General features: G+C 61.4%; 21 protein-coding genes and 2 tRNA genes. 11 read left to right on the top strand and 12 right to left on the bottom strand.

Going from position 1 to position 20,395, the window contains the following annotated elements; genetic code table 11:
- Window positions 1–20 precede the first annotated feature (20 nt).
- Window positions 21–506 (top strand): methylated-DNA--[protein]-cysteine S-methyltransferase, encoded by a 486-nt coding sequence (locus MRBLSP13_RS12480; protein WP_363734656.1) that lies wholly within the window; start codon window positions 21–23, stop codon window positions 504–506.
- 14 nt (window positions 507–520) lie between these two features.
- Here the strand turns inward: MRBLSP13_RS12480 and MRBLSP13_RS12475 are convergent.
- From MRBLSP13_RS12475 to dapB, 4 genes are all read right to left on the bottom strand, one after another.
- Window positions 521–597: transfer RNA gene (locus MRBLSP13_RS12475), tRNA-Arg, on the bottom strand.
- A gap of 74 nt (window positions 598–671) precedes the next feature.
- On the bottom strand, window positions 672–1,055 hold the full coding sequence (locus tag MRBLSP13_RS12470; RefSeq protein WP_414714711.1) for a hypothetical protein: 384 nt from the start codon (window positions 1,053–1,055) through the stop codon (window positions 672–674).
- A 95-nt stretch (window positions 1,056–1,150) separates the two neighbouring features.
- Window positions 1,151–1,801, bottom strand: coding sequence for an endonuclease III (gene nth / locus MRBLSP13_RS12465; RefSeq protein ID WP_363734658.1), 651 nt, complete (start codon window positions 1,799–1,801; stop codon window positions 1,151–1,153).
- A gap of 6 nt (window positions 1,802–1,807) precedes the next feature.
- Entirely contained in the window at window positions 1,808–2,572 is a 765-nt protein-coding gene (dapB, locus tag MRBLSP13_RS12460; RefSeq protein ID WP_363734659.1) for a 4-hydroxy-tetrahydrodipicolinate reductase, read from the bottom strand.
- 194 nt (window positions 2,573–2,766) lie between these two features.
- On the opposite strand from dapB, the gene MRBLSP13_RS12455 reads away from it, so the two are divergent.
- Window positions 2,767–3,465 carry an NAD-dependent deacylase gene (locus MRBLSP13_RS12455; protein WP_363734660.1) on the top strand — a complete coding sequence of 233 codons (699 nt, stop codon included), beginning with the start codon at window positions 2,767–2,769 and terminating at the stop codon, window positions 3,463–3,465.
- A gap of 45 nt (window positions 3,466–3,510) precedes the next feature.
- Here MRBLSP13_RS12455 and MRBLSP13_RS12450 read toward each other — a convergent pair whose 3' ends face one another.
- The 3 genes from MRBLSP13_RS12450 to MRBLSP13_RS12440 all read right to left on the bottom strand — a co-directional run bounded on the left by MRBLSP13_RS12450 (window position 3,511) and on the right by MRBLSP13_RS12440 (window position 5,397).
- The gene (locus tag MRBLSP13_RS12450; RefSeq protein ID WP_363734661.1) at window positions 3,511–4,536 is read right to left on the bottom strand and encodes a FecR family protein; all 1,026 of its coding nucleotides are present in this window, start codon (window positions 4,534–4,536) and stop codon (window positions 3,511–3,513) included.
- Window positions 4,454–5,059 (bottom strand): RNA polymerase sigma factor, encoded by a 606-nt coding sequence (locus MRBLSP13_RS12445; RefSeq protein ID WP_133652140.1) that lies wholly within the window; start codon window positions 5,057–5,059, stop codon window positions 4,454–4,456. The genes MRBLSP13_RS12450 and MRBLSP13_RS12445 overlap by 83 nt, the downstream gene beginning before the upstream one ends.
- Before the next feature lie 146 nt (window positions 5,060–5,205).
- Window positions 5,206–5,397, bottom strand: a complete 192-nt coding sequence (locus MRBLSP13_RS12440) for a hypothetical protein (RefSeq protein ID WP_363734662.1) — start codon at window positions 5,395–5,397, stop codon at window positions 5,206–5,208.
- A gap of 140 nt (window positions 5,398–5,537) precedes the next feature.
- Here MRBLSP13_RS12440 and MRBLSP13_RS12435 point away from each other — a divergent pair.
- From MRBLSP13_RS12435 to MRBLSP13_RS12410, 6 genes are all read left to right on the top strand, one after another.
- Window positions 5,538–5,622, top strand: a tRNA-Leu gene (locus tag MRBLSP13_RS12435).
- Between the two features lie 67 nt (window positions 5,623–5,689).
- Window positions 5,690–7,297, top strand: coding sequence for a trigger factor (gene tig / locus MRBLSP13_RS12430; RefSeq protein ID WP_363734663.1), 1,608 nt, complete (start codon window positions 5,690–5,692; stop codon window positions 7,295–7,297).
- A 187-nt stretch (window positions 7,298–7,484) separates the two neighbouring features.
- Window positions 7,485–8,462 (top strand): glycosyltransferase family 2 protein, encoded by a 978-nt coding sequence (locus MRBLSP13_RS12425; protein ID WP_133652137.1) that lies wholly within the window; start codon window positions 7,485–7,487, stop codon window positions 8,460–8,462.
- Window positions 8,463–8,575: 113 nt separating this feature from the next.
- Window positions 8,576–9,211, top strand: a complete 636-nt coding sequence (gene clpP / locus MRBLSP13_RS12420) for an ATP-dependent Clp endopeptidase proteolytic subunit ClpP (protein WP_363734664.1) — start codon at window positions 8,576–8,578, stop codon at window positions 9,209–9,211.
- Window positions 9,212–9,343: 132 nt separating this feature from the next.
- Window positions 9,344–10,612 (top strand): ATP-dependent Clp protease ATP-binding subunit ClpX, encoded by a 1,269-nt coding sequence (gene clpX, locus MRBLSP13_RS12415; protein ID WP_176590957.1) that lies wholly within the window; start codon window positions 9,344–9,346, stop codon window positions 10,610–10,612.
- A gap of 362 nt (window positions 10,613–10,974) precedes the next feature.
- Window positions 10,975–13,482, top strand: a complete 2,508-nt coding sequence (locus MRBLSP13_RS12410; protein WP_363734665.1) for a TonB-dependent receptor — start codon at window positions 10,975–10,977, stop codon at window positions 13,480–13,482.
- Between the two features lie 51 nt (window positions 13,483–13,533).
- Here the strand turns inward: MRBLSP13_RS12410 and mtgA are convergent, their stop codons facing one another.
- From mtgA to MRBLSP13_RS12395, 3 genes are all read right to left on the bottom strand, one after another.
- Complete coding sequence (gene mtgA, locus MRBLSP13_RS12405; protein WP_363734666.1) at window positions 13,534–14,229, bottom strand: monofunctional biosynthetic peptidoglycan transglycosylase; 696 nt, start codon at window positions 14,227–14,229, stop codon at window positions 13,534–13,536.
- Between the two features lie 191 nt (window positions 14,230–14,420).
- The gene (gene rpoH, locus MRBLSP13_RS12400) at window positions 14,421–15,335 is read right to left on the bottom strand and encodes an RNA polymerase sigma factor RpoH (RefSeq protein ID WP_133652132.1); all 915 of its coding nucleotides are present in this window, start codon (window positions 15,333–15,335) and stop codon (window positions 14,421–14,423) included.
- Window positions 15,336–15,410: 75 nt separating this feature from the next.
- Window positions 15,411–16,325: an RluA family pseudouridine synthase gene (locus MRBLSP13_RS12395; RefSeq protein ID WP_363755242.1), complete on the bottom strand. Its 915-nt coding sequence runs from the start codon at window positions 16,323–16,325 to the stop codon at window positions 15,411–15,413.
- On the opposite strand from MRBLSP13_RS12395, the gene MRBLSP13_RS12390 reads away from it, so the two are divergent.
- The 3 genes from MRBLSP13_RS12390 (at window position 16,254) to MRBLSP13_RS12380 (ending at window position 17,560) form a co-directional block, all read left to right on the top strand.
- The gene (locus tag MRBLSP13_RS12390; RefSeq protein WP_363755276.1) at window positions 16,254–16,421 is read left to right on the top strand and encodes a hypothetical protein; all 168 of its coding nucleotides are present in this window, start codon (window positions 16,254–16,256) and stop codon (window positions 16,419–16,421) included. The genes MRBLSP13_RS12395 and MRBLSP13_RS12390 overlap by 72 nt on opposite strands.
- A 2-nt stretch (window positions 16,422–16,423) precedes the next feature.
- On the top strand, window positions 16,424–16,825 hold the full coding sequence (locus MRBLSP13_RS12385) for a M67 family metallopeptidase (protein WP_363754727.1): 402 nt from the start codon (window positions 16,424–16,426) through the stop codon (window positions 16,823–16,825).
- Window positions 16,826–16,906: 81 nt separating this feature from the next.
- Window positions 16,907–17,560, top strand: coding sequence for a histidine phosphotransferase family protein (locus MRBLSP13_RS12380; protein ID WP_363754725.1), 654 nt, complete (start codon window positions 16,907–16,909; stop codon window positions 17,558–17,560).
- Here MRBLSP13_RS12380 and MRBLSP13_RS12375 read toward each other — a convergent pair.
- Window positions 17,557–18,609 carry an NAD(P)H-dependent flavin oxidoreductase gene (locus MRBLSP13_RS12375; protein ID WP_363754723.1) on the bottom strand — a complete coding sequence of 351 codons (1,053 nt, stop codon included), beginning with the start codon at window positions 18,607–18,609 and terminating at the stop codon, window positions 17,557–17,559. The two genes, MRBLSP13_RS12380 and MRBLSP13_RS12375, sit on opposite strands and share 4 nt — an antisense overlap.
- A 335-nt stretch (window positions 18,610–18,944) precedes the next feature.
- Window positions 18,945–20,357 carry a type I glutamate--ammonia ligase gene (gene glnA, locus MRBLSP13_RS12370; RefSeq protein WP_363734670.1) on the bottom strand — a complete coding sequence of 471 codons (1,413 nt, stop codon included), beginning with the start codon at window positions 20,355–20,357 and terminating at the stop codon, window positions 18,945–18,947.
- Window positions 20,358–20,395 lie beyond the last annotated feature (38 nt).

Here is a 20,395-nt window from a genome sequence, read left to right as displayed (position 1 = left end):
AAGGATTTGGAAGGGAAGGCATGACCTACGCCTGTCGCATGATGACCTCTCCGGTCGGCGAATTGACGCTGGTGGCGAACGAAGCGGGCCTGATGGCGGTGCTGTGGCAGGACGATGATCCCCGCAGGGTCCGCTTGAGCCAGCGGGTTGAGCATCGCGACCATCCGGTGTTGGACGAAGCCGCGCTCCAACTGGCGGAATATTTCGCCGGGCAGCGGGAAGCGTTCGATCTGCCGCTTCATTTCGTCGGAACGGATTTTCAGAAGAGCGTTTGGACTGCGCTGCTGACAATCCCTTTCGGGGAGACGCGAAGCTATGCCGACATTGCCCGCCAGATCGGGAAACCGTCCGCCTGCCGGGCCGTGGGTGCCGCCAATGGCCGTAACCCGCTTTCCATCATTGTCCCGTGCCATAGGGTGGTGGGTGCCAACGGCGCTTTGACAGGCTTTGCAGGTGGTTTGAAGACTAAGAGCCATCTGCTTGGCTTGGAACGGAAATTTATCTGATTTCCATTCGCAAATGGCGCACCCAAGAGGATTCGAACCTCTGGCCTTTGCCTTCGGAGGGCAACGCTCTATCCAGCTGAGCTATGGGTGCGTATTGCTGGTACGAAGGGGCGCTTAGCAAAGCCCAATCGCTCACGCCAGCATCTAAATCGCCTCAGGCCAAAGTTATTTCGTCATTTTCTCCATTGGCTGGAATTTTCCCAGGCCGCAGCTTGGTCCCCGCTGAAGGCCGCCAGTCTGATAGAGCACGGTGATGATGTCCACCGAGCAGAGCTGGGACAGGCTGGTCTTGTACATGAACCGTTTCTCGGAACCCAGGCTTGGGCAGCTCATGGGCAGGGTGTTTCGATAGACCTTGTTGCCGTTCATGATGAAGTCGATGGTCCGGTCGTCGCGAACCTCGGTGGAGCGGATCGCGGTCAGTTGGACGCAGTCGACCGCCTTTCCTGCAGGAACCAGGTTGTCGGGAGCTTTGCGGGCGAGTGCAGGGCCTGCGACGCAGACGAGCGCCGCCGCCAGGGCGAGTTTGCGGATGAGGGGGGCAGACATATCGTCTCTCCTGTTGACTGTCTGGATGACGTCGCGGAAACGCATCATCCGTCCTGTGGCTCCTTCTACCGCGCGGCGCCTGAACCGCACAATAATCAAGGATTGGCGTCGGGCGCGGGCGTCTTGGGCTTGAAACGGCAGAGATCGGCCACGATGCAGCGCCAGCATTCGGGTTTCCGAGCCTTGCAGACATAGCGGCCGTGCAGGATCAACCAGTGGTGGGCATCGCGGCGGAAGGGGCCGGGAACCCGCTTGTCGAGCTTCAGCTCGACGGCGAGCGGCGTCTTGCCCGGTGCCAGACCAGTGCGGTTGCCGACGCGGAAGATATGGGTGTCGACCGCGAATGCCTCCTGCCCGAAGGCGGTGTTGACCACGACATTGGCGGTCTTGCGCCCGACGCCGGGCAGGGTGGTCAGGACGTCGCGGTCGTGCGGCACCTCTCCCCCGAAATCGCGCACCAGGATTTCGGACAGGGCGATGACGTTCTTCGCCTTGGCGTTGAACAGGCCGATCGTCTTGATATGCTGCTTCAGGCCCTTCTCGCCCAGGTCCACCATCTCCTGCGGTGTGTGGACCTGGCGGAAGAGTGCCCGCGTCGCCTTGTTGACGCCCACGTCCGTCGCCTGCGCGGAAAGGACGACAGCGACCAGCAATTGATAGTCATTGCCATATTCCAGCTCCGTTCTGGGCGCTGGATTGGCTTCAGCGAGGCGGCTGAAAAAATCGAAGATCTGCTCCTTCTTCATCAGCGCTTACAAACCCAGCACGCCCTTCATGCCATAGCGTCCCGTGGGCCGGCCGATCAGCCATTGCGCGCCCTTCACCGCGCCCCTGGCGAAGATGGTGCGGCTTTCGGCGCGATGACCGATTTCGATCCGCTCGCCCTCTGTCGCCAGGATGACCTGATGATCACCCGCCACCGAACCGCCGCGTAACGCGGCAAAGCCGATCGCACCCTTTGCCCGTGCTCCCGTGATGCCGTCACGACCGCGCTCGCTATGATCCGCCAGAGCAATGCCGCGCCCTCGCGCCGCAGCCTCGCCCAGAAGCAGGGCAGTGCCGGACGGTGCGTCGACCTTGTGGCGGTGATGCATTTCCACAATTTCTATGTCCCAATCGTCGCCCAGGCGCGCCGCCGCCTGTTCCACCAGCGCCGCCAGCAGATTGACGCCCAGCGAGGTATTGCCGGTCTGGAGGATCGGAATCTGTGCCGATGCGTCGTCGATCAGCGCATGATGCGCAGGTTCCAGCCCGGTGGTACCGATTAGGATCGGCTTCTTCGCCGCGATGCAGGCATTCAGATGGGCCGAAAGCGCGGCGGGCACCGAAAAGTCGATCAGCACGTCGCTTTTTTCAGCCAGCGCGATCGGATCGGTGCCGATGGGGATACCGGGAGCCAGTTCACCTTCGCCGTCGCGGTCCGTGCCTCCTGCAACTTCCAGGCCGGACTCCAGCGCGATCTGCGCGATGGCGCGGCCCATGCGCCCTGCCGCTCCGTAAATGCCGATCCGTGTCATCAGTCTCATCCCCAATCTGGTCGCACGGCCGATGCCAGAACGGGGTGGCCTTGTCATCCCCGTGCCGCAAAAGCGGCTCCATGGAAATCGGCGAATGCGTTGTAGTGGCGGACAGACTGGGCTCGCGAAATATTGCCGGAACAGCGCTCCATGAGGCATAGGCCCTTCACGCCGCCATCGCACGGGACCATGACATGGACGACATTCGCAACATCGTGATCCTGACTGGAGCGGGGATTTCGGCCGAAAGCGGCCTTGCCACCTTTCGCGGACCCGACGGATTGTGGGAAGGGCATCGGGTCGAGGACGTCTGCACCCCTGAAGCCCTCGAGCGGAACGCCGCCCTGGTGCATCGCTTCTATGATGAGCGGCGAGCCAGGCTGGCCGAGGTGGAGCCCAACGCCGCGCATGAGGCGCTGGCGGCGCTTGATGCGGAATGGCCTGGCGAGTTGCTGATCGTTACCCAGAATGTCGACGATCTGCACGAGCGGGCAGGGGCGCAGCGGCTGGTCCACATGCATGGGGAGTTGCTGTCCGCCCTTTGCGCGGCTTGTGGCAAGGCCATGCGATGGACGCATTCCTTGCCGCCGGGATCGATTTGTGATGGGTGCGGTAGTCGAGCGTTGCGGCCCGATATCGTGTTCTTCGGAGAAATGCCGTACCAAATGGATCTGATCGACGACGCACTGCGACAAGCCGACCTGTTCGTTTCGGTCGGCACTTCCGGAGCGGTCTATCCGGCTGCCGGATTCGTGCAGACCGCGCGCCATGTGGGCGCCCGGACGCTCGAGTTGAACCTGGAGCCGTCGGCCGGCAGCTTTTATTTCGAGGAAAGCCGGATGGGCGCTGCGAGCGTCCTGGTGCCTGCGCTGGTGCGCGAACTGCTGGCTTGATCCGGAGCGATTGGGCCGCCGCGCATGGTCCGAAGATTCGCGCCCTTATTTGTTGGCACCATCCGCCGCAATGTCTTCCTCGTCCTGATACAGCAGCATGACGGAGCCGTCCTGACCGTCGACCACGCGGATCGGCAGGCTCGATCGGAGTGCCGAGAGGAATGCCTTGCTGTCGGTGATGCGGAAGCGTCCGCCGACGCGGAGAGAGGAAACCCGCGTGTCGCCTATCAGGATCGGCGCCACGCGGTAGCGGTTGAATTCGTTGGCCGCCTGTTCGATCGTCTCTCCGTCCAGTTCCACCATATGCTCGCGCCAGGCAGTGCGCTGATCGATCAGACGCGGATGCAGATGGGTGAGCGATACGCTGCGCGGCTGGATCACGGCACCGCTTCCGGCGCTGATCTGCTGGCCCGGCGTGTTGCCCGTATAGGCCGTGACAGTGCCTTGCGTGACTGTCAGTTCCACCACCGCCGGACGAAGCCGCACGTTGAAGGCCGTGCCCACGGCTCTGATGACGGCGGAACGGACCTCCACGTCGAAGGGACGGGAACGGTCGTGTGAGACGTCGAAAGAAGCTTCGCCTTTCAATATGCGGACCTTGCGACCACGGTCGGTGAAACGCACTTCGGCGGCGCTGTCGCTGTTGAGGTGCAGGGTAGAGCCATCGTTGAGCGCGATGTCGCTGATCTGCCCTATCCTTGTTTCATAATGGTCCACGCCGCTGAATGTGCGAATAGTGACGATGGCGGCAATGATGAACAGCATCACCGCAATGGCGGCGGCGACCATGATGTTGCGCGAGAGGCGGCGCTGCTGCTCCTCGCTGACAATGGCCTCCAGCGGGGGCAGGTTGACTTCGGCGGCGGCGCTCTTCAGTCGCTCGGCCGCCTCCCAGGCGGCTTCGGCGCGGGCGAATGCCACGGCGTGGCGGGCATCGGCTGCGATCCAGCGGCAGACTTCAATTTCGGTTTCGGTTCCGTGGGCGCTGTTAAGCCTTGCCAGCAGGCGCGCGGCTTCCGCCTCGATCTCGTCCCTGCTTTCGCAGCCCGATTCTGGTCCCGACGCCCGCACGTTCGAAATCCGTTTCCTCACGTTCCGCCCAGGCCCGCATAACTATTGTGATCGCTTTGGCCAGATGTTTTTCAACAGTAGAAACGGACAGGGACATTTCGCCCGCTATTTCCAGCATCGATTTTTCGTGGATGCGGCGGAGAATGAAGACCCGGCGGCATTGCGGGGGAAGCGCGTCGACCATCGCCTCGACCTGGCGCAGGGCTTCACGGGCGTGGAGTTGCGCTTCCACATCATTTTGGCCCTGCAGCAGCTCCAGATCGGCGATGGTTTCGAAACTCACCACCTTGTTCCGCCGGGCCGTATCGATCACCAGATTTCGGGCAATGGTGAAAAGATAGGCGCGACCCGTGGTCACATTTTCCCAGTTGTCGGTAGCGTAGGCGCGGGCAAGAACCTCCGCGACCATGTCCTCCAGTTCCTGATTGGCGGGCAGGATCCTCCTGAGACGCCCCCTGAGAGCAGCTTCCTGTGGCAGGATCACTGCCTTGAACCATTCCAGCTTAGCGCGAACCCCTTGCACGATGACCCCCTTGTTGTCAGCCGCGCCTCTCCCGCATTCATCTGTTTGTCATAGTTCAATCATGGATGCAGGGGCCTGTCCAGCGCCTGCGCAACCATTATTTCCCTTGTCTGTGGAAAACCCGCCCGCTGTGGCCAAAATATCGGTCAGCCGGGAGGAAGTTCGGGGGGCGTCCGGTCAGGCTGGTCGAAATCGGGACTATCGGGCAGGATTTCGGGCGGCTGGCCGGCCGGCGTCTCTTGCGGCGCGTCGGGGGCGGGGGCTTCGGGCGGCGATTGGGGGTTGATCCGGTCGGGGGGCGGCAATATGTCCGGCGCAGTATCGGGTCTGGTGGCCATCGTTTTTCTCCTTGGCATGGCTACGCGCGGGCGTGCAAATGGGTTCCGTTTGGACTTATCCACCGGTTATCCACAGGCTGGACCGCTTGCCCTTGCTTCATGGGCAGCTTTTCTCTATGCCGCGCCGACCGGCGACCGATGCGGGCGTGGCGAAATTGGTAGACGCGCCAGATTTAGGTTCTGGTATCGCAAGATGTGGGGGTTCGAGTCCCTTCGCCCGCACCAGTGCGCCAGACTCATGGATGCGCAGGCGCCAACGAAATTCAGCTGAAGAAAGCGTTTGAGAGAAGAGATGCAGACTGTCGAGACGTTGAACGAGGGCCTGAAGCGCGCCTACACCGTGACCATCACGTCGAAGGATATCGACGCCCGCGTGGAAAAGGAAGTGGCCGCCATCGCGCCGCAGGTGCGCATGCCCGGCTTCCGCCCCGGCAAGGTGCCCGCCAATCTCGTCAAGAAGATGCACGGCGAGTCGTTGCAGCGTGACGCGCTCAACAGCTCCATCCAGGACAGCATCCAGAAGCTGATCGCTGACCAGAAGCTGCGCCCCGCGATGCAGCCTTCGGTCGAGCTGGACGAGAATTTCGAGTTCGGCAAGGACGCCGAGGTCAAGGTCGCTCTGGAAGTGCTGCCTGAAATTACCGCGCCGAGCATCGAAGGTCTGAAGCTGGAGCGTCTGACCGCCGAAGTCGCCGACGCGCAGGTCGATGAGGCCGCCGGCCGCATCGCGACCCAGCAGGGCGCTCTGGAAGAGCATTCCGCCAGCCACAAGGCCAAGGACGGCGACACGCTGACCATCGATTTCGTCGGCAAGATCGGCGACGAAGCCTTTGAAGGCGGTTCGGCCGAGGATGTGAAGCTGAAGATCGGTTCGGGCCAGTTCATCCCGGGCTTCGAGGAGCAGCTGACCGGCGTCAAGAAGGGCGACGAGAAGACGATCACCGTCACCTTCCCCGAAGATTATGGCGCTGCGCACCTTGCGGGCAAGGAAGCGACCTTCGACATCACCGTCAAGGCGATCCTGAACGCTGACAAGCCCAAGCTGGACGATGATTTCGCCAAGTCGCTGGGACTGGAAGGTCTGGACAAGCTCAAGGAGCTGCTGAAGGGCCAGATCGAGCAGGAACATAACGGCCTGACCCGTACCTATATGAAGCGCAAGTTGCTCGACCAGTTGGCCGCTTCGCATGATTTCGACGTGCCGCCCAGCATGGTCGAGGCCGAATTCAACCAGATCTGGGCCCAGCTTCAGCATGAAGCGAGCCATGAGGAAGATCCCGAAGCGGCCCTCAAGGAAATGGAAGCGGAGAAGGAAGACTATCGCGCCATCGCGGTGCGTCGCGTCCGCCTCGGCCTGCTTCTTTCGGAAATCGGCCAGGCGAACGGCGTGGTCGTCAGCGAGCAGGAAATGAATCGCCTGATCATGCAGGCCGCGCAGCAGTACGGCCCACAGGATCGCGAGCGTTTTGTCCAATATGTCCGTCAGGACCCCATGGCCGCCGCGCAGCTTCGCGCGCCGCTCTATGAGGACAAGGTCGTCGATTTCCTCTTCGAAAAGGCTGAAATCACTGATCGTGCCGTCAGCCGCGAGGAACTGGAAGCAGCGATCGAGGCGGAGGATGGCGATCTGAAGCCGCATGTCCATGGTCCGGACTGCGGCCATGATCACGATCATGACGAGAAGCCCAAGGCGAAGAAGGCTGCGCCGAAGAAGAAGGCTGCCGATGCCGAGGCCGCGGCGCCCGTAGAGGCTGCTGCCGAAGAGGCTCCCGCCAAGAAGGCGCCGGCGAAGAAGGCCGCTGCCAAGAAGGATGAGGCCGTCGCTGAAGAGGCCGCAGCCGAGGAAAAGCCCAAGGCCAAGAAGGCTCCGGCCAAGAAGGCCGCCGCCAAGGCTGAGTGAGCTCTGCCGATATGGATGGACAAGCGCCCGGCTTCGCAAGGAAGCCCGGGCGCTTTTCATTTCGGACGCGGCATGGCAGAGGAAATCCCAAGCGGTTCCGCCATCTCCGCGAAGATGGGGCAAGTCGCCTTTGCGAGAGCATGGATCGTCTCTGGGCAATGTGCGGGGCAAGAAGGTTTGTGGGGCGATGAAGGAATTTCCGGCAGCAGGAAGCGAAGCGGGCGTAGCCATGCCGCGGGTCGCGGTCATCCTGCCCTGTTATAACGAGGCCGGCGCCATTGTTCGGACGGTGGAGGATTTCCGCCAGGCGCTCCCTTCTGCCGAGGTTTATGTCTTCGACAACAACAGCACGGACAGCAGTCGCGAACTGGCGGCCGGGGCAGGGGCGATCGTCCGGCGCGTGGCGCAGCAGGGCAAGGGCCATGTGGTCCGGCGCATGTTCGCGGATGTGGACGCCGACATCTACATCATGGCTGATGGCGACGCGACCTATGAAGCGGCTGCCGCGCCGAAGATGGTGGCGGCAATGCTCGAAGACAATCTCGACATGGTCGTGGGAGCAAGGCGCAGCGAGATTGAGGAGGCCTATCGGCGCGGGCACCGCTTCGGCAACTGGGCGCTCACCAGCCTGCTCAAGCGGCTGTTCGGGCGGAGTTTTACCGACATATTGTCCGGATATCGCGTCTTTTCCCGGCGGTTCGTCAAAAGCTTTCCTGTCCTTTCCGCCGGTTTCGAGATCGAGACGGAGATCAGCGTGCACGCGCTGGAACTCGCCATGCCGGTGTCGGAGGTGGTCACGGCCTATGGCGCGCGGCCGGAAGGATCGGTGAGCAAGCTCAGTACATATCGGGACGGCTGGCGCATTTTGCGGACGATCATCACGCTCTATCGCATCGAACGGCCAATCCTCTTCTTTGGCATCATCGCCGCGCTGCTGGCATTGACAGGGCTGGTCCTCGCGGCCCCGCTGATCGTCACCTATATGAAGACGGGGCTTGTGCCGCGCTTCCCGACCGCCATATTGGTGACGGGCCTCATGATCCTCGCCACGCTTTCGGGCATGTGCGGCCTCATATTGGATACGGTGGTGCGCGGCCGTCGAGAGATTCGCCGGCTTGCCTATCTCGCCTTCAAGGCGCCTTCCGACTTCGCCCGGCGCGACTGATTGCGCCCCGTTCAGCCAAGCAATCCGACCGCGTTTCACGCGACCCCTTGAACAGTCCGTCTTTTGTGCCGATGTAGAGCACGGGCAAAAGCAACACACCCTGAAAGAGCAAAATGACCGATATCATGTCCGATCCCATGGCCGCTCTGGTCCCCATCGTCATCGAACAGTCGAACCGGGGCGAGCGCAGCTTCGACATCTATTCGCGCCTCCTCCGCGAGCGGATCATCTTCGTGACCGGGCAGGTCGAGGATCATATGGCCTCGCTGATCGTCGCTCAGTTGCTGTTCCTTGAGTCGGAAAATCCGAAGAAGGACATCTGGATGTACATCAACTCGCCCGGCGGCGTGGTGACGTCCGGCATGGCGATCCACGACACGATGAAATATATCCGTCCCCAGGTCGGTACCGTCTGCATCGGCCAGGCGGCCTCCATGGGCAGTTTCCTGCTTGCCGCTGGCGAGCCGGGCAAGCGCATCGCGCTTAGCAACGCCCGCATCATGGTGCACCAGCCATCGGGCGGCGCCCAGGGCATGGCGTCCGACATCGAGATTCAGGCAAAGGAAATCCTGCGCATCCGCAGCCGTCTCAACAACCTCTACGTCCAATATACGGGGCGTTCGCTAGAGGAAGTGGAGCGCGCCATGGACCGTGACACCTTCCTGGAGGCAGAAGAGGCCAAGGCGTTCGGGCTCGTGGACGAGGTGTTCGACCGCCGCCCGGCGTTGGCGGAAACTGCCGAGGGCTAAACCCATATTTGCCGCACGCGCCCTTTTCTCCCCTTGTGAAACGGGCGCGTCGCGGTCTAGGATGATCCTAGGACCACCATATCCCTCACCACAGGCGGCAGTTCGCCTGGCAGAGGGAAGAGAGAATGGCGAATGACTAAGCTTACGGGCTCCGATTCTAAAAGCACGCTTTACTGCTCCTTCTGCGGCAAGTCGCAGCATGAGGTGCGTAAGCTGATTGCGGGGCCGACCGTGTTCATCTGCGATGAGTGCGTGGAACTGTGCAACGACATCATCCGCGAGGAAACCAAGGGCGGTCTCGTCGGCAAGAAGGATGGCGGCGTGCCGACCCCGCAGGAAATCTGCGATGTGCTGGACGATTATGTGATCGGCCAGAACCGGGCGAAACGCGTCCTCTCCGTCGCTGTTCACAATCATTACAAGCGCCTCAACCACGGCACGAAGCCGGGTGAGGTGGAACTGGCCAAGTCGAATATCCTGCTTGTCGGCCCTACCGGCTGCGGCAAGACGCTGCTGGCCCAGACCCTGGCCAAGACATTTGACGTGCCCTTCACCATGGCTGACGCCACCACGCTGACCGAAGCCGGCTATGTGGGCGAGGATGTGGAGAACATCATCCTCAAGCTGCTCCAGGCATCCGACTATAATGTCGAGAAGGCGCAGCGGGGCATCGTCTATATCGACGAGATCGATAAGATCAGCCGGAAGGCGGAGAACCCCTCGATCACGCGCGACGTGTCGGGCGAAGGTGTGCAGCAGGCGCTGTTGAAGCTGATGGAAGGCACGACTGCCTCGGTTCCGCCGCAGGGCGGCCGCAAGCATCCGCAGCAGGAATTCCTGCAGGTCGACACGACGAACATCCTGTTCATCTGCGGCGGGGCGTTCGCAGGCCTGGAAAAGATCATCGGCGACCGTCTGGAAGCCAAGTCGATCGGCTTCGGTGCCCATGTCGCTGCTCCCGAAGAACGCAAGACCGGGGAATTGCTGCGTCAGAGCGAACCGGAGGATCTGCTGAAATTCGGCCTCATCCCGGAGTTTGTCGGCCGTCTGCCTGTGATCGCGACGCTGGAGGATCTGGATGTGGCCGCGCTGGTCAAGATCCTGGTCGAGCCGAAAAATGCTTTGGTGAAGCAATATGCCAAGCTTTTCGACATGGAGAATGTCGAGCTCAGCTTCACCGACGATGCTTTGACCGCGATCGCCAGAAAGGCGATCGAGCGGAAGACCGGTGCGCGCGGACTGCGGTCCATTCTTGAGGCGATCCTGCTCGACACGATGTTCGACCTGCCCTCGATGGAAGGCGTGGGCGAAGTGGTGGTCGACAAGGATGTGGTCGCCGGCAACAAGGAACCGATTCGCGTATTCAGCGAGAAGGACAAAAGGGCCGAAGACGCGGCCTGAATCCAACCTTCAGGAATTGAAATTTGGGGGTCGGCGATGTTTCGCCGGCCCCTTTTTCATAAACTTCGACGCGGTCGCACAAAAAATCCTGCTGCGTTGCAAAACTGCACCACTGTTAAACAGCGAAATTGGCCGCAATTATAATCATTTGAAAACAATGAGTTATGTAAAAGGCGGAAAGTCCCTTGAACCCGCTTTCTGGCGATACGCGGCTGCGGTCATCCTGATGCTATTATATTGTCGTAAAACTGTAATCAGAGCATCACAGGGCCGTTGCTATCGGCTGCCACAGGCGGCGCCAGCTCCACAGAGCAAAATAAGAGCTGGCACGATACGCCAACTTCCAAAGGGACAAAAATCATATGAAACAGCTTCTTATGTTTAGCGCAGCGCCTGTCGCTGCCGTCTTTGCCGTGGCTGCGCCTGTCGCTGCACTCGCTCAGTCGACCGGATCCATCGACTTCGAAAATGAGATCGTCGTCACGGGCGCGACCGTCGACAAGGGCGTCGCTGGCGTGCTGCTGCCCGACACCAGCAAGGCCAAGGTCGTGCTGGGCGCGGAGTTCATCCAGGCGCAGACGCCGGGCCAGAGCATCAACGAAGTCATCAACCAGCTGCCGGGCGTCAGCTTCCAGAACAACGATCCTTTCGGTTCGGCTGGCGGTACGCTCACCATTCGCGGTTTCGACGACAGCCGCATCTCGCAGACCTTCGACGGCCTGCCGCTGAACGACACCGGTGGCTATGCGCTTTATTCGAACCAGCAGCTCGACCCGGAAATCATCGATCAGGTGAACGTCAATCTGGGGACCACGGACGTCGACAGCCCGACTGCCGCAGCGACAGGTTCGACCGTCAATTATCGTTCGATTAACCCGAGCGAGGAATTCGGCGCAAAGATGGTCGCTTCGGTCGGCGATTTCAGCTTTTTCCGTCTGTTTGGCATGGTTCAGACCGGCAATTTCACCCCATGGGGCACGCGGGCCTTCTTTTCGGCCAGCCGGGCAAGCAACGACGCCATCTATGGTGGCATCGGCGAGATCAACAAGCAGCAATATAACGCCAAGATCTATCAGCCGATCGGTAGCAACGGTGACTTCATATCGCTCGCCGGTCATTTTAATAAGAACCGCAACAATTTCTTTGGCTCGGTGCCGCTGCGTGTCGATGATGGTCGCGTCGTGGGCAGCTCCAGCGCCAACCGCTTCCCGACCAGCAAGGACGAGCGCTTCTACGAAACCGCGCGTTGCACCATTCCGAACCCGGTCGCGGGCGTGGCAGATGTCGCGAGCGCCTGCGGTTCCGACTATGAATATCGCTACAATCCGTCCGACACGGGCAATATCCGTATCAACTCGCGCTTCACCTTGGCTGATGGCCTGATCCTGACGGTGGATCCGAGCTATCAATATACCAAGGCCAATGGCGGCGGTACGAGCATCGCTTCGGAAGGCCGCACTCCGGCCAGTTCGGGGCTGGCAGGGCAGGTCGGCTTCATTCAGGGCTCTTCGAGCGCCACCCAATATTATTTCGGGCGCGATCTCAACGGCGACGGCGACATGCTGGACACCATCCGCCTTGTGACGCCGAGCCAGACCCAGACGCATCGCTATGGCCTGATCGCATCGCTACGTTACGACATCAACGATCATCACACGATCCGCGTGGCCTACAGCTATGATCGCGGCCGTCATCGCCAGACCGGCGAAGCGGCTTATCTGCGCACCGATGGCTTCGGATCGGAATATTTCGCGATCGACGATCCGATCGCGGACGTGAACGGCAATCTGGTCGAGAAGCGCAATCGCCTCTCTTATGCAATCCTGCATCAGGTTTCGGGCGAATATCGCGGCGAATTCGATGCGCTGACCGTGAATCTTGGTCTGCGTGCACCTTTCTTCAAGCGCGACCTCAACAATTATTGCTTTACCGCGACGGCGGGCGGCAATCTGCGGTGCTTTGGCGACGATGCAGCGTCGGTTGCCTATGCGGCGGCCAATCCGACCATTCAGGGGCCGCAGCGGCGCGTCTTCAAATATGACAAGCTGTTGCCGAACGCAGGCATCGTGTTCGATCTGAGCGGGGCTGCCAGCCTGTTCGCCAACTATTCGAAGGGTTTGCAGGTGCCGGGTACGGACAATCTGTACAACAGCTTCTTCTATGCTCTCGATACCGAAGGGGCTAATCCCAGCCCGGAAACCACCGACAATTTCGATCTGGGTGTCCGTTACCGCACCAGCAAATTGCAGGCGCAACTGTCGGGTTGGTACACCATCTACCATAACCGTCTGGCGCAGGCCTATGATCGTGATCTCAACGTCACCATCTACCGCAATCTGGGCCGGGTCGACAAATATGGCGTTGATGGGAGCGTGACCTATCAGCCGATTCCGGAACTGATGTTCTACGCCTTCGGCTCTTACCTCAAGTCCGAGATCAAGGACGATGTCCAGCTGAATGCCACTACGGTCGGCCAGACCGCGGGCAAGCGGGAATCGGGTGCGCCGGTCTATACATTGGGCGGCCGTGTGCAGGGTGAGGTCGAGGGCTTCCGGCTGGGCGTCCAGGCGAAGCGCACCGGTCCGCGTTATGTGAACGACCAGAATCTGCCGGTATATCAGACGATCAACGGGGCCTTGACCCAGGTCTATGGCGCTAAGGCCCCGGCCTATACGGTGGTCGATCTGGACGCACGCTATTCGCTGGAAAAATTCGGGGCACCGGGTGTGGCGATCCAGCTGAACATCACCAACCTGTTCGACAAATTCTATGTCGGTGGTTTTGATGGCACCCTGTCCAACACTAGCATCACCTTCGCGCAGATCGGTGCGCCGCGCACCTTCATTGGGTCTGTGGTCGTCGGTTTTTAAACCAGCGTCACAGTAGGGATATGGGAGGGCGCGGAGTGATCCGCGCCCTCTTCATTTCAGGCAGCTATCCAGCCCGTCACGCTGCACGATGCCGATGCGGGCGGAAATGCTGTTGCCGTAGCGGCGGGTGAAGCCGTGCGGGTCGATGGCTTCGCGCTTCTTGGGAAGCGGCAGGACGGCGGCCAGGCGGGCGGCTTCGGGGCGGGTCAGATGCTGGGCGCCATGGTGGAAATAGCGGATGGCACCCGCCTGCGCGCCATATGTGCCGATGCCGGTTTCCGCGACGTTGAGATAGACTTCCATGATCCGCCGCTTGCCCCAGATCGCTTCGATGAGGAGGGTGAACCAGGCTTCCAGCCCCTTGCGGATGAAACCGCCGCCCTGGAAAAGAAACACATTCTTTGCCGTCTGTTGGCTGATGGTCGAGCCGCCGCGGATGCGCCCGCCGCTGGCATTGTGGCGCATCGCCTGGGCGATGGCGACCGCGTCGAAGCCGTGATGGCTGCAAAAGCGGCTATCCTCTGCGGCGATTGCGGCGCGCGCCATGTTCGGATCCATCTTGTCCAGGCTCATCCAGTCCTTGGTGATGCCGTTGGGGTCCAGCAGCATTGTCCAGGTCACGGGCGGAGGGATGAAGCGATAGACCACCACCATCAGCAGGGAGAGTGCGACGAAACCACCGATGATCTTGAGGATGATCCGGATCCAGCGGGAGCGGCGACGAGGGGAAGCGGATTTGGAGTTCATATTGCCGTGGTAACGCCGTTGCGCGGCGGTGCAAGATGGAGCGGGATGGCTCGCAATTGCACCATGAGGAAAAATTTCGGACGTGAGCGCGCCCTCCACCGGACTGTTTTTGCCGGGGGGACGGCGCGCAGCGAGCAGGCACGAAAAAGCCCCGGATGTTCATCCGGGGCTTTGTCCTTTACCCAATCCGGTCAGATGGTGGCGAGGCGGGAAATCTTGCCCAGCTTGTCGCCTGCAATCCGCATCATGGCCTTTTGCAGTTTCTCGAACGCGCGCACCTCAATCTGGCGAACACGCTCGCGGCTGACGCCATAGACCTGCGAAAGTTCCTCCAGCGTCTTGGGTTCCTCCGCCAGGCGGCGCTCGGCCAGAATATGCTTCTCCCGGTCGTTCAGGTCATCCATCGCTTCGACCAGCATGTCGTGGCGCAGTTCGCTTTCCTGCTGGTCGGCGACCCGTTCGTCCTGAAGCGGATCGGTGTCGGCCAGCCAATCCTGCCACTGGCCCTCGCCATCTTCGCGCATCGGGACGTTGAGCGACGTGTCGCCGCCCATCGCCATGCGACGATTCATGGAGATGACATCCTCCTCCGTCACGCCCAGATCGGTGGCGATCTTCTTGACGTCGTCGGGATGCAGGTCGCCATCCTCGAAGGCTTCGATATTGTTCTTCATCCGGCGCAGGTTGAAGAACAGCTTCTTCTGCGCGGCGGTGGTGCCCATCTTCACCAGGCTCCACGACCGCAGGATGAATTCCTGGATCGAAGCGCGAATCCACCACATGGCGTAGGTCGCCAGACGGAAGCCGCGATCCGGCTCGAATTTCTTCACGCCCTGCATCAGGCCGATATTGCCCTCGCTGATCAGTTCGCTGACGGGCAGGCCATAGCCGCGATAACCCATGGCGATCTTCGCCACGAGGCGCAGATGCGAGGTCACCAGTTGCGCCGCCGCTTCCGAATCAGCATGTTCGGCATAGCGTTTTGCGAGCATATATTCCTGCTCGGGCGTCAGGATCGGAAATTTGCGGATCTCCGACAGATAGCGGTTGAGGCTGGCTTCACCGCCCAGCGCAGGAACCGCGGGGACATTGGTCTTTCCGGCCATGTCGTCACCTTTCCCTTTCATGCGCGGCGGGACCCAGAAGAGGCGTCCAAGGCGCCGTCGCAAACTTGTTCAAATCTATACGTGAAGCTCGCTTAACAGTTCCTGCATATCGACAGGGAGTTTGCTGTCGAAGCTGAGTGCCTCACCCGTTAATGGATGTATGAACCCCAGCCTTTTTGCGTGCAATGCCTGCCTTTTGAAACCCAGCGTTTCCAGTATCGATTTGAAACCTTTTCTTTCTCTACCGTAAACCGGGTCACCGATCAAGGGGTTGCCGATATGCGCCATATGAACGCGCACCTGATGCGTTCTCCCGGTCTCCAGCCTGCATTCCACCAGGGCGGCGGCGCGCAGCTTCTGCAATGTCCGGTAATGGGTCACGGCATGTTTGCCGCGTCCTTCCCGATGAACCGCCATCTTCTTTCGATCGGCGTCGGAACGGCCGATCCATGTGTCGATCGTGCCCGACAATGGTTGAGGTACGCCATAGACGATCGCAGCGTATAGCCGGTCGATCGAATGCGCCTTGAACTGCTGCGCCAGCCCCTCATGAGCGCGATCGGATTTGGCTACGACCAGCAGGCCCGACGTATCCTTGTCGATGCGGTGGACGATGCCTGGGCGCGCCACCCCGCCGATCCCGGACAGCCGACCCTGACAATGATGAAGCAGCGCATTGACCAGGGTTCCGTCCAGGTTGCCCGCAGCCGGATGGACCACCAGGCCGGCAGGCTTGTCGATGACGATCAGATCGGCATCTTCATGGATGATGTCGAGCGGTATGTCCTGTGCAGCGGCCTCAGCCGCGATCGGCGGGGGCAGGACGATGGCGAAGGCCTGTCCGGTTGTGACCTTCATTGATGGGTTTGGCATTGATGGGTTTGGCATTGATGGGTTTGGGAACCGGCCTGCGTTCGCATGCCGACCTTCCGTCACATGGCCCTCCAGGATCAGCGCCTTCAAGCGCTCGCGCGAAAGGTCGGGAACCAGTTCAGCAAGGGCCTTGTCGAGCCGCATGCCATCCTGCGCCTCGCTTATGGTCGCTTCAATGATGGAAACCCCCGAACCCATTGGGTAGAAACGTAGGAATGAAGGTTGCGATTTCAAGGGGTCTGCTGGAACAAATCATGTCCGAAGCGGCGGCGGACAGGCGGGAGGTCTGCGGCTTGCTGCTGGGGACGCGGGCGCGGATCGAGGCAGTTCGGCCCGCGGCCAATGTCGCGGCCGACCCGGAACGCCATTTCGAACTCGATCCCGTGGTGCTGATCGCGGCTCATCGTGCGGCGCGTGCCGGCGGGGCGCGGATTCTGGGGCATTACCATTCGCATCCAGCCGGTCAGGCCGCGCCCTCCCGGACAGATGCAGCCTGCGCGGCGCCCGACGACAGCCTCTGGTTGATCGTGGGAGAGGGGATGGCCCGCCTGTGGGTTGCCGGCGCGGGGCAAGACGGACGGGTGCAATTTGTCGAGGCTTTGCTCGACATCATGTGAGGGAGGGTTGCATCGCGCGGCGGGGCAGCGCATTAGCCGTTCATTCCTTCCTGTTCATTTTTCCGGCGGCAGCGAACCTTCATGACCAATCCGATCGACAGCATCGATTTTGCCAGCCTGCTCTGCTCGCGCCTGTGCCATGATCTGCTGAGTCCGGTCGGTGCGCTCAACAACGGGCTTGAACTGATGGCGGATGAGACGGATCCGGAAATGCGCCAGCGTTGCCTGGACCTGCTGGCTGACAGCGCCAAAACCTCTGCGAACAAGCTGAAATTCTTCCGCCTGGCATTCGGTTCTGCGGGCGGCTTTGGCGATGCCGTGCCGACGCATGAGGCGCGGGTGGCCATAGAGGGCATGTTCGCGGCTTCGGGACGGGTGAAGATCGGCTGGCTGGTCGAGGATGACATGCTGGAAAAGCTGCCCGTGAAGGTGCTGCTGAACCTGGCGCTGATCGCGGGCGATGCGCTGGTGCGCGGCGGTCAGCTCGACATCGGGGCGGAAAAGAGGCCAGGCGTGACAGAGATCGTCGTGCGGGCGGAAGGACCGAAGCTGGTGCTTGATCCCGACCTGCGCGCCGCTCTGGCGGGCACTTTGCCCCCGGAGGGGCTTGCGTCGCGCACATCTGCGGCTTGGATGGTGCGAACTTTGGTGACGAGCGTCGGTGGCGAGATCGCATTGTCGCCCGCCGGCGAGCCGATATTGCTGTTCGGCGCATCCATTCCTGAAGTCCGTTAAGCGCTTTCCCGCATTTCCCTGGCCAGAAGGTCGATAAGATCGGCGGCTGGCATGGCGCGAGCCAGTGGCGCACCCTGGCCTGCCCATTGCGCGCCGAAGCCGCCTTCGCCCCTGGCCCTCGCGGCAGCATTGAGCGCTTTGCCGGCATCATAGGCAATGGGATATGCGGGGGGCTGCGCTGCAGCCTCGGCGCCCCAGGCGGTGAAGCGATTGGCGAGACAGCGGGCCGGGCGACCCGAAATGACGCGGGTCATCACAGTATGATGGGCAGCTGCACTGGCGAGTGCGGCGCGATAGGCTTCGTCGGCGCTGCTTTCGGGGCAGGCGATGAAGGCAGTGCCAAGTTGCGCTGCGACTGCGCCAAGCGCGAGTGCGGCGCGGATGCTCTGTCCGTCCATGATGCCGCCCGCCGCGATCACGGGCAGGCTGCATCGAGTGGCGAGCAGACGGGTGAGGGCGAAGGTGCCGAGCTGGTCGTCAAGGGCTTCCGGATCAAAGGCACCCCTATGGCCGCCAGCTTCATAGCCCTGGGCGACTATGGCGTCGATGCCTGCTTGCTCTGCCGCACGCGCTTCCACCTCATTGGTCGCTGTGGCGAGCAGCAGACATCCTGCCTGTTTGAGCGCGGCGATGGCGACCGGATCGGGCAATCCGAAATGGAAGCTGACAACCGGCGGGGCGAGGTCGATCAACAGCGCAAGCATCGCATCATCTTCGACGAAGCTGCGGTAGATTTCGCGCAGCGCCGCTGGAGGGCGGGCGTCATAGGCCCGGAACATCGGCGTCAGGGCAGTGAGCCAGGCCGCTTCCCTGACGGGGTCATTGCGGGCAGGCGCATGTGCGAAGAGGTTGACGTTGAACGGGCGACCGGTCTGCGCGCGGACAGCCTCTATCATCGAACGGCCGCCTTCGGCGTCGGCCGCACCCACGGCGATGGAACCAAGCGCGCCGGCGTTGGAGACAGCCGCCGCCATGGCAGGCGTCGACACACCGGCCATGGGTGCCTGGATAATCGGATGGGACAGGCCTAGCGACTCGATGAGCGACATGGACCGATTGTCGGATTTCTACTGGAGGCAGGCAATGGGCGGATTCGAGGGTAGATTCGGGCTCAAGCTGAATTTGCCGATAGGCTCATCAGGCGCGCTGCGCCTCTGCCAAGGCGTCTGATGAGATGGGCGGCCTATGAGAGTCCGTCCCGGCTGCGCAATAATCGCAACCTGTGAACTGGGCTCCTGCCTTCGCCTGAGCACGGCTTATCCACAGCGGATATCGGCGTAATTATCCCCGCCCAATCGGAAGGGGCCCGGCCGCTTGCGCGACCGAGCCCCTTTCCTCGACAGTTCCGAACGGATCAGGCCTGAATTGCTCAGGCCTGAACTGATCAGGCGCTGTAATACATGTCGAATTCGACCGGCGAGGGAGCCATTTCCCAGCGGTACACTTCGGGCCACTTGAGTTCGAGATAGGCCTCTATCTGGTCCTTGGTGAACACGTCGCCCTTCAGCAGGAAGTCGTGGTCGGCAGCCAGCGAGTTCAGCGCTTCACGCAGCGAACCGCAAACGGTCGGCACCTGGCTCAGTTCTTCCGGCGGCAGATCGTACAGGTTCTTGTCCATCGCGGCGCCCGGATGGATCTTGTTCTCGATGCCGTCGAGGCCAGCCATCAGCAGCGCCGAATAGCACAGATAGGGGTTGGCCATCGCGTCGGGGAAGCGGAATTCCACGCGCTTCGCCTTGGCGCCCGCGCCGTAGGGAATGCGGCAGGAGGCCGAACGGTTACGAGCCGAATAGGCCAGCAGAACCGGCGCTTCGAAGCCCGGCACCAGACGCTTGTAGCTGTTGGTGGTCGGGTTGGTGAAGGCATTCAGCGCCTTGGCGTGCTTGATGACGCCGCCAATGAAATAGAGGCAGGTGTCTGACAGGCCCGCATAGCCTTCGCCTGCGAAGAGGGGCTTGCCGCCTTCCCAGATCGACATGTGGGTGTGCATGCCCGATCCGTTGTCCTGGGCGATCGGCTTCGGCATGAAGGTCGCGGTCTTGCCATAGGCCTGGGCGACCATCTGCACGACATATTTGTAGATCTGCATGCGGTCGGCGGTCTGGACCAGCGTACCGAAGGTCAGGCCGAGTTCGTGCTGGGCAGCGGCCACCTCGTGGTGGTGCTTGTCGCAGGGCAGGCCCATTTCGAGCATGGTCGAAACCATTTCGGCGCGAATGTCGGTGCAGGGATCGACCGGCGCGACAGGGAAATAGCCGCCCTTGGCGCGCGGACGGTGGGCGAGGTTGCCGCCCTCATATTCCTTGCCAGTGTTGGTCGGCAGTTCGATATCGTCGATCTTGAAGAAGGATTCGCTATAGTCCGAGTTGAAGCGGACGTCGTCGAACATGAAGAATTCGGCTTCCGGACCGACATAGACGGTGTCGCCGAAGCCGGCCGACTTGACGAAGGCTTCCGCGCGCTTCGCGGTCGAACGCGGGTCGCGGCTGTACAGTTCGCCGGTGTCGGGTTCGACGATGTCGCAGAACAGGATCAGCATCGGCGTGGCGCTGAACGGATCGACATAGACGGCGTCCAGGTCGGGCTTCAGGATCATGTCCGACTCGTTGATCGCCTTCCAGCCTTCGATCGACGAACCGTCGAACATCAGGCCCTGGGTCAGTTCATCCTCGCCCAGCACCGAAGACACCATGGTCAGGTGCTGCCACTTGCCCTTGGGATCGGTGAAGCGGACATCGACCCATTCGATCTCCTTTTCCTCGATCATTTTCAGGATGTCTTTAGGCGTGTTAGCCATGTGAACCTTGCCCTTCTTTCATGATACCCCCCCGAAGG

It is taken from the genome of Sphingobium sp. LSP13-1-1.1 (genome assembly GCF_040676415.1).
GTDB lineage: Bacteria > Pseudomonadota > Alphaproteobacteria > Sphingomonadales > Sphingomonadaceae > Sphingobium.
This window is presented reverse-complemented; position numbering and strand designations above follow the sequence as displayed.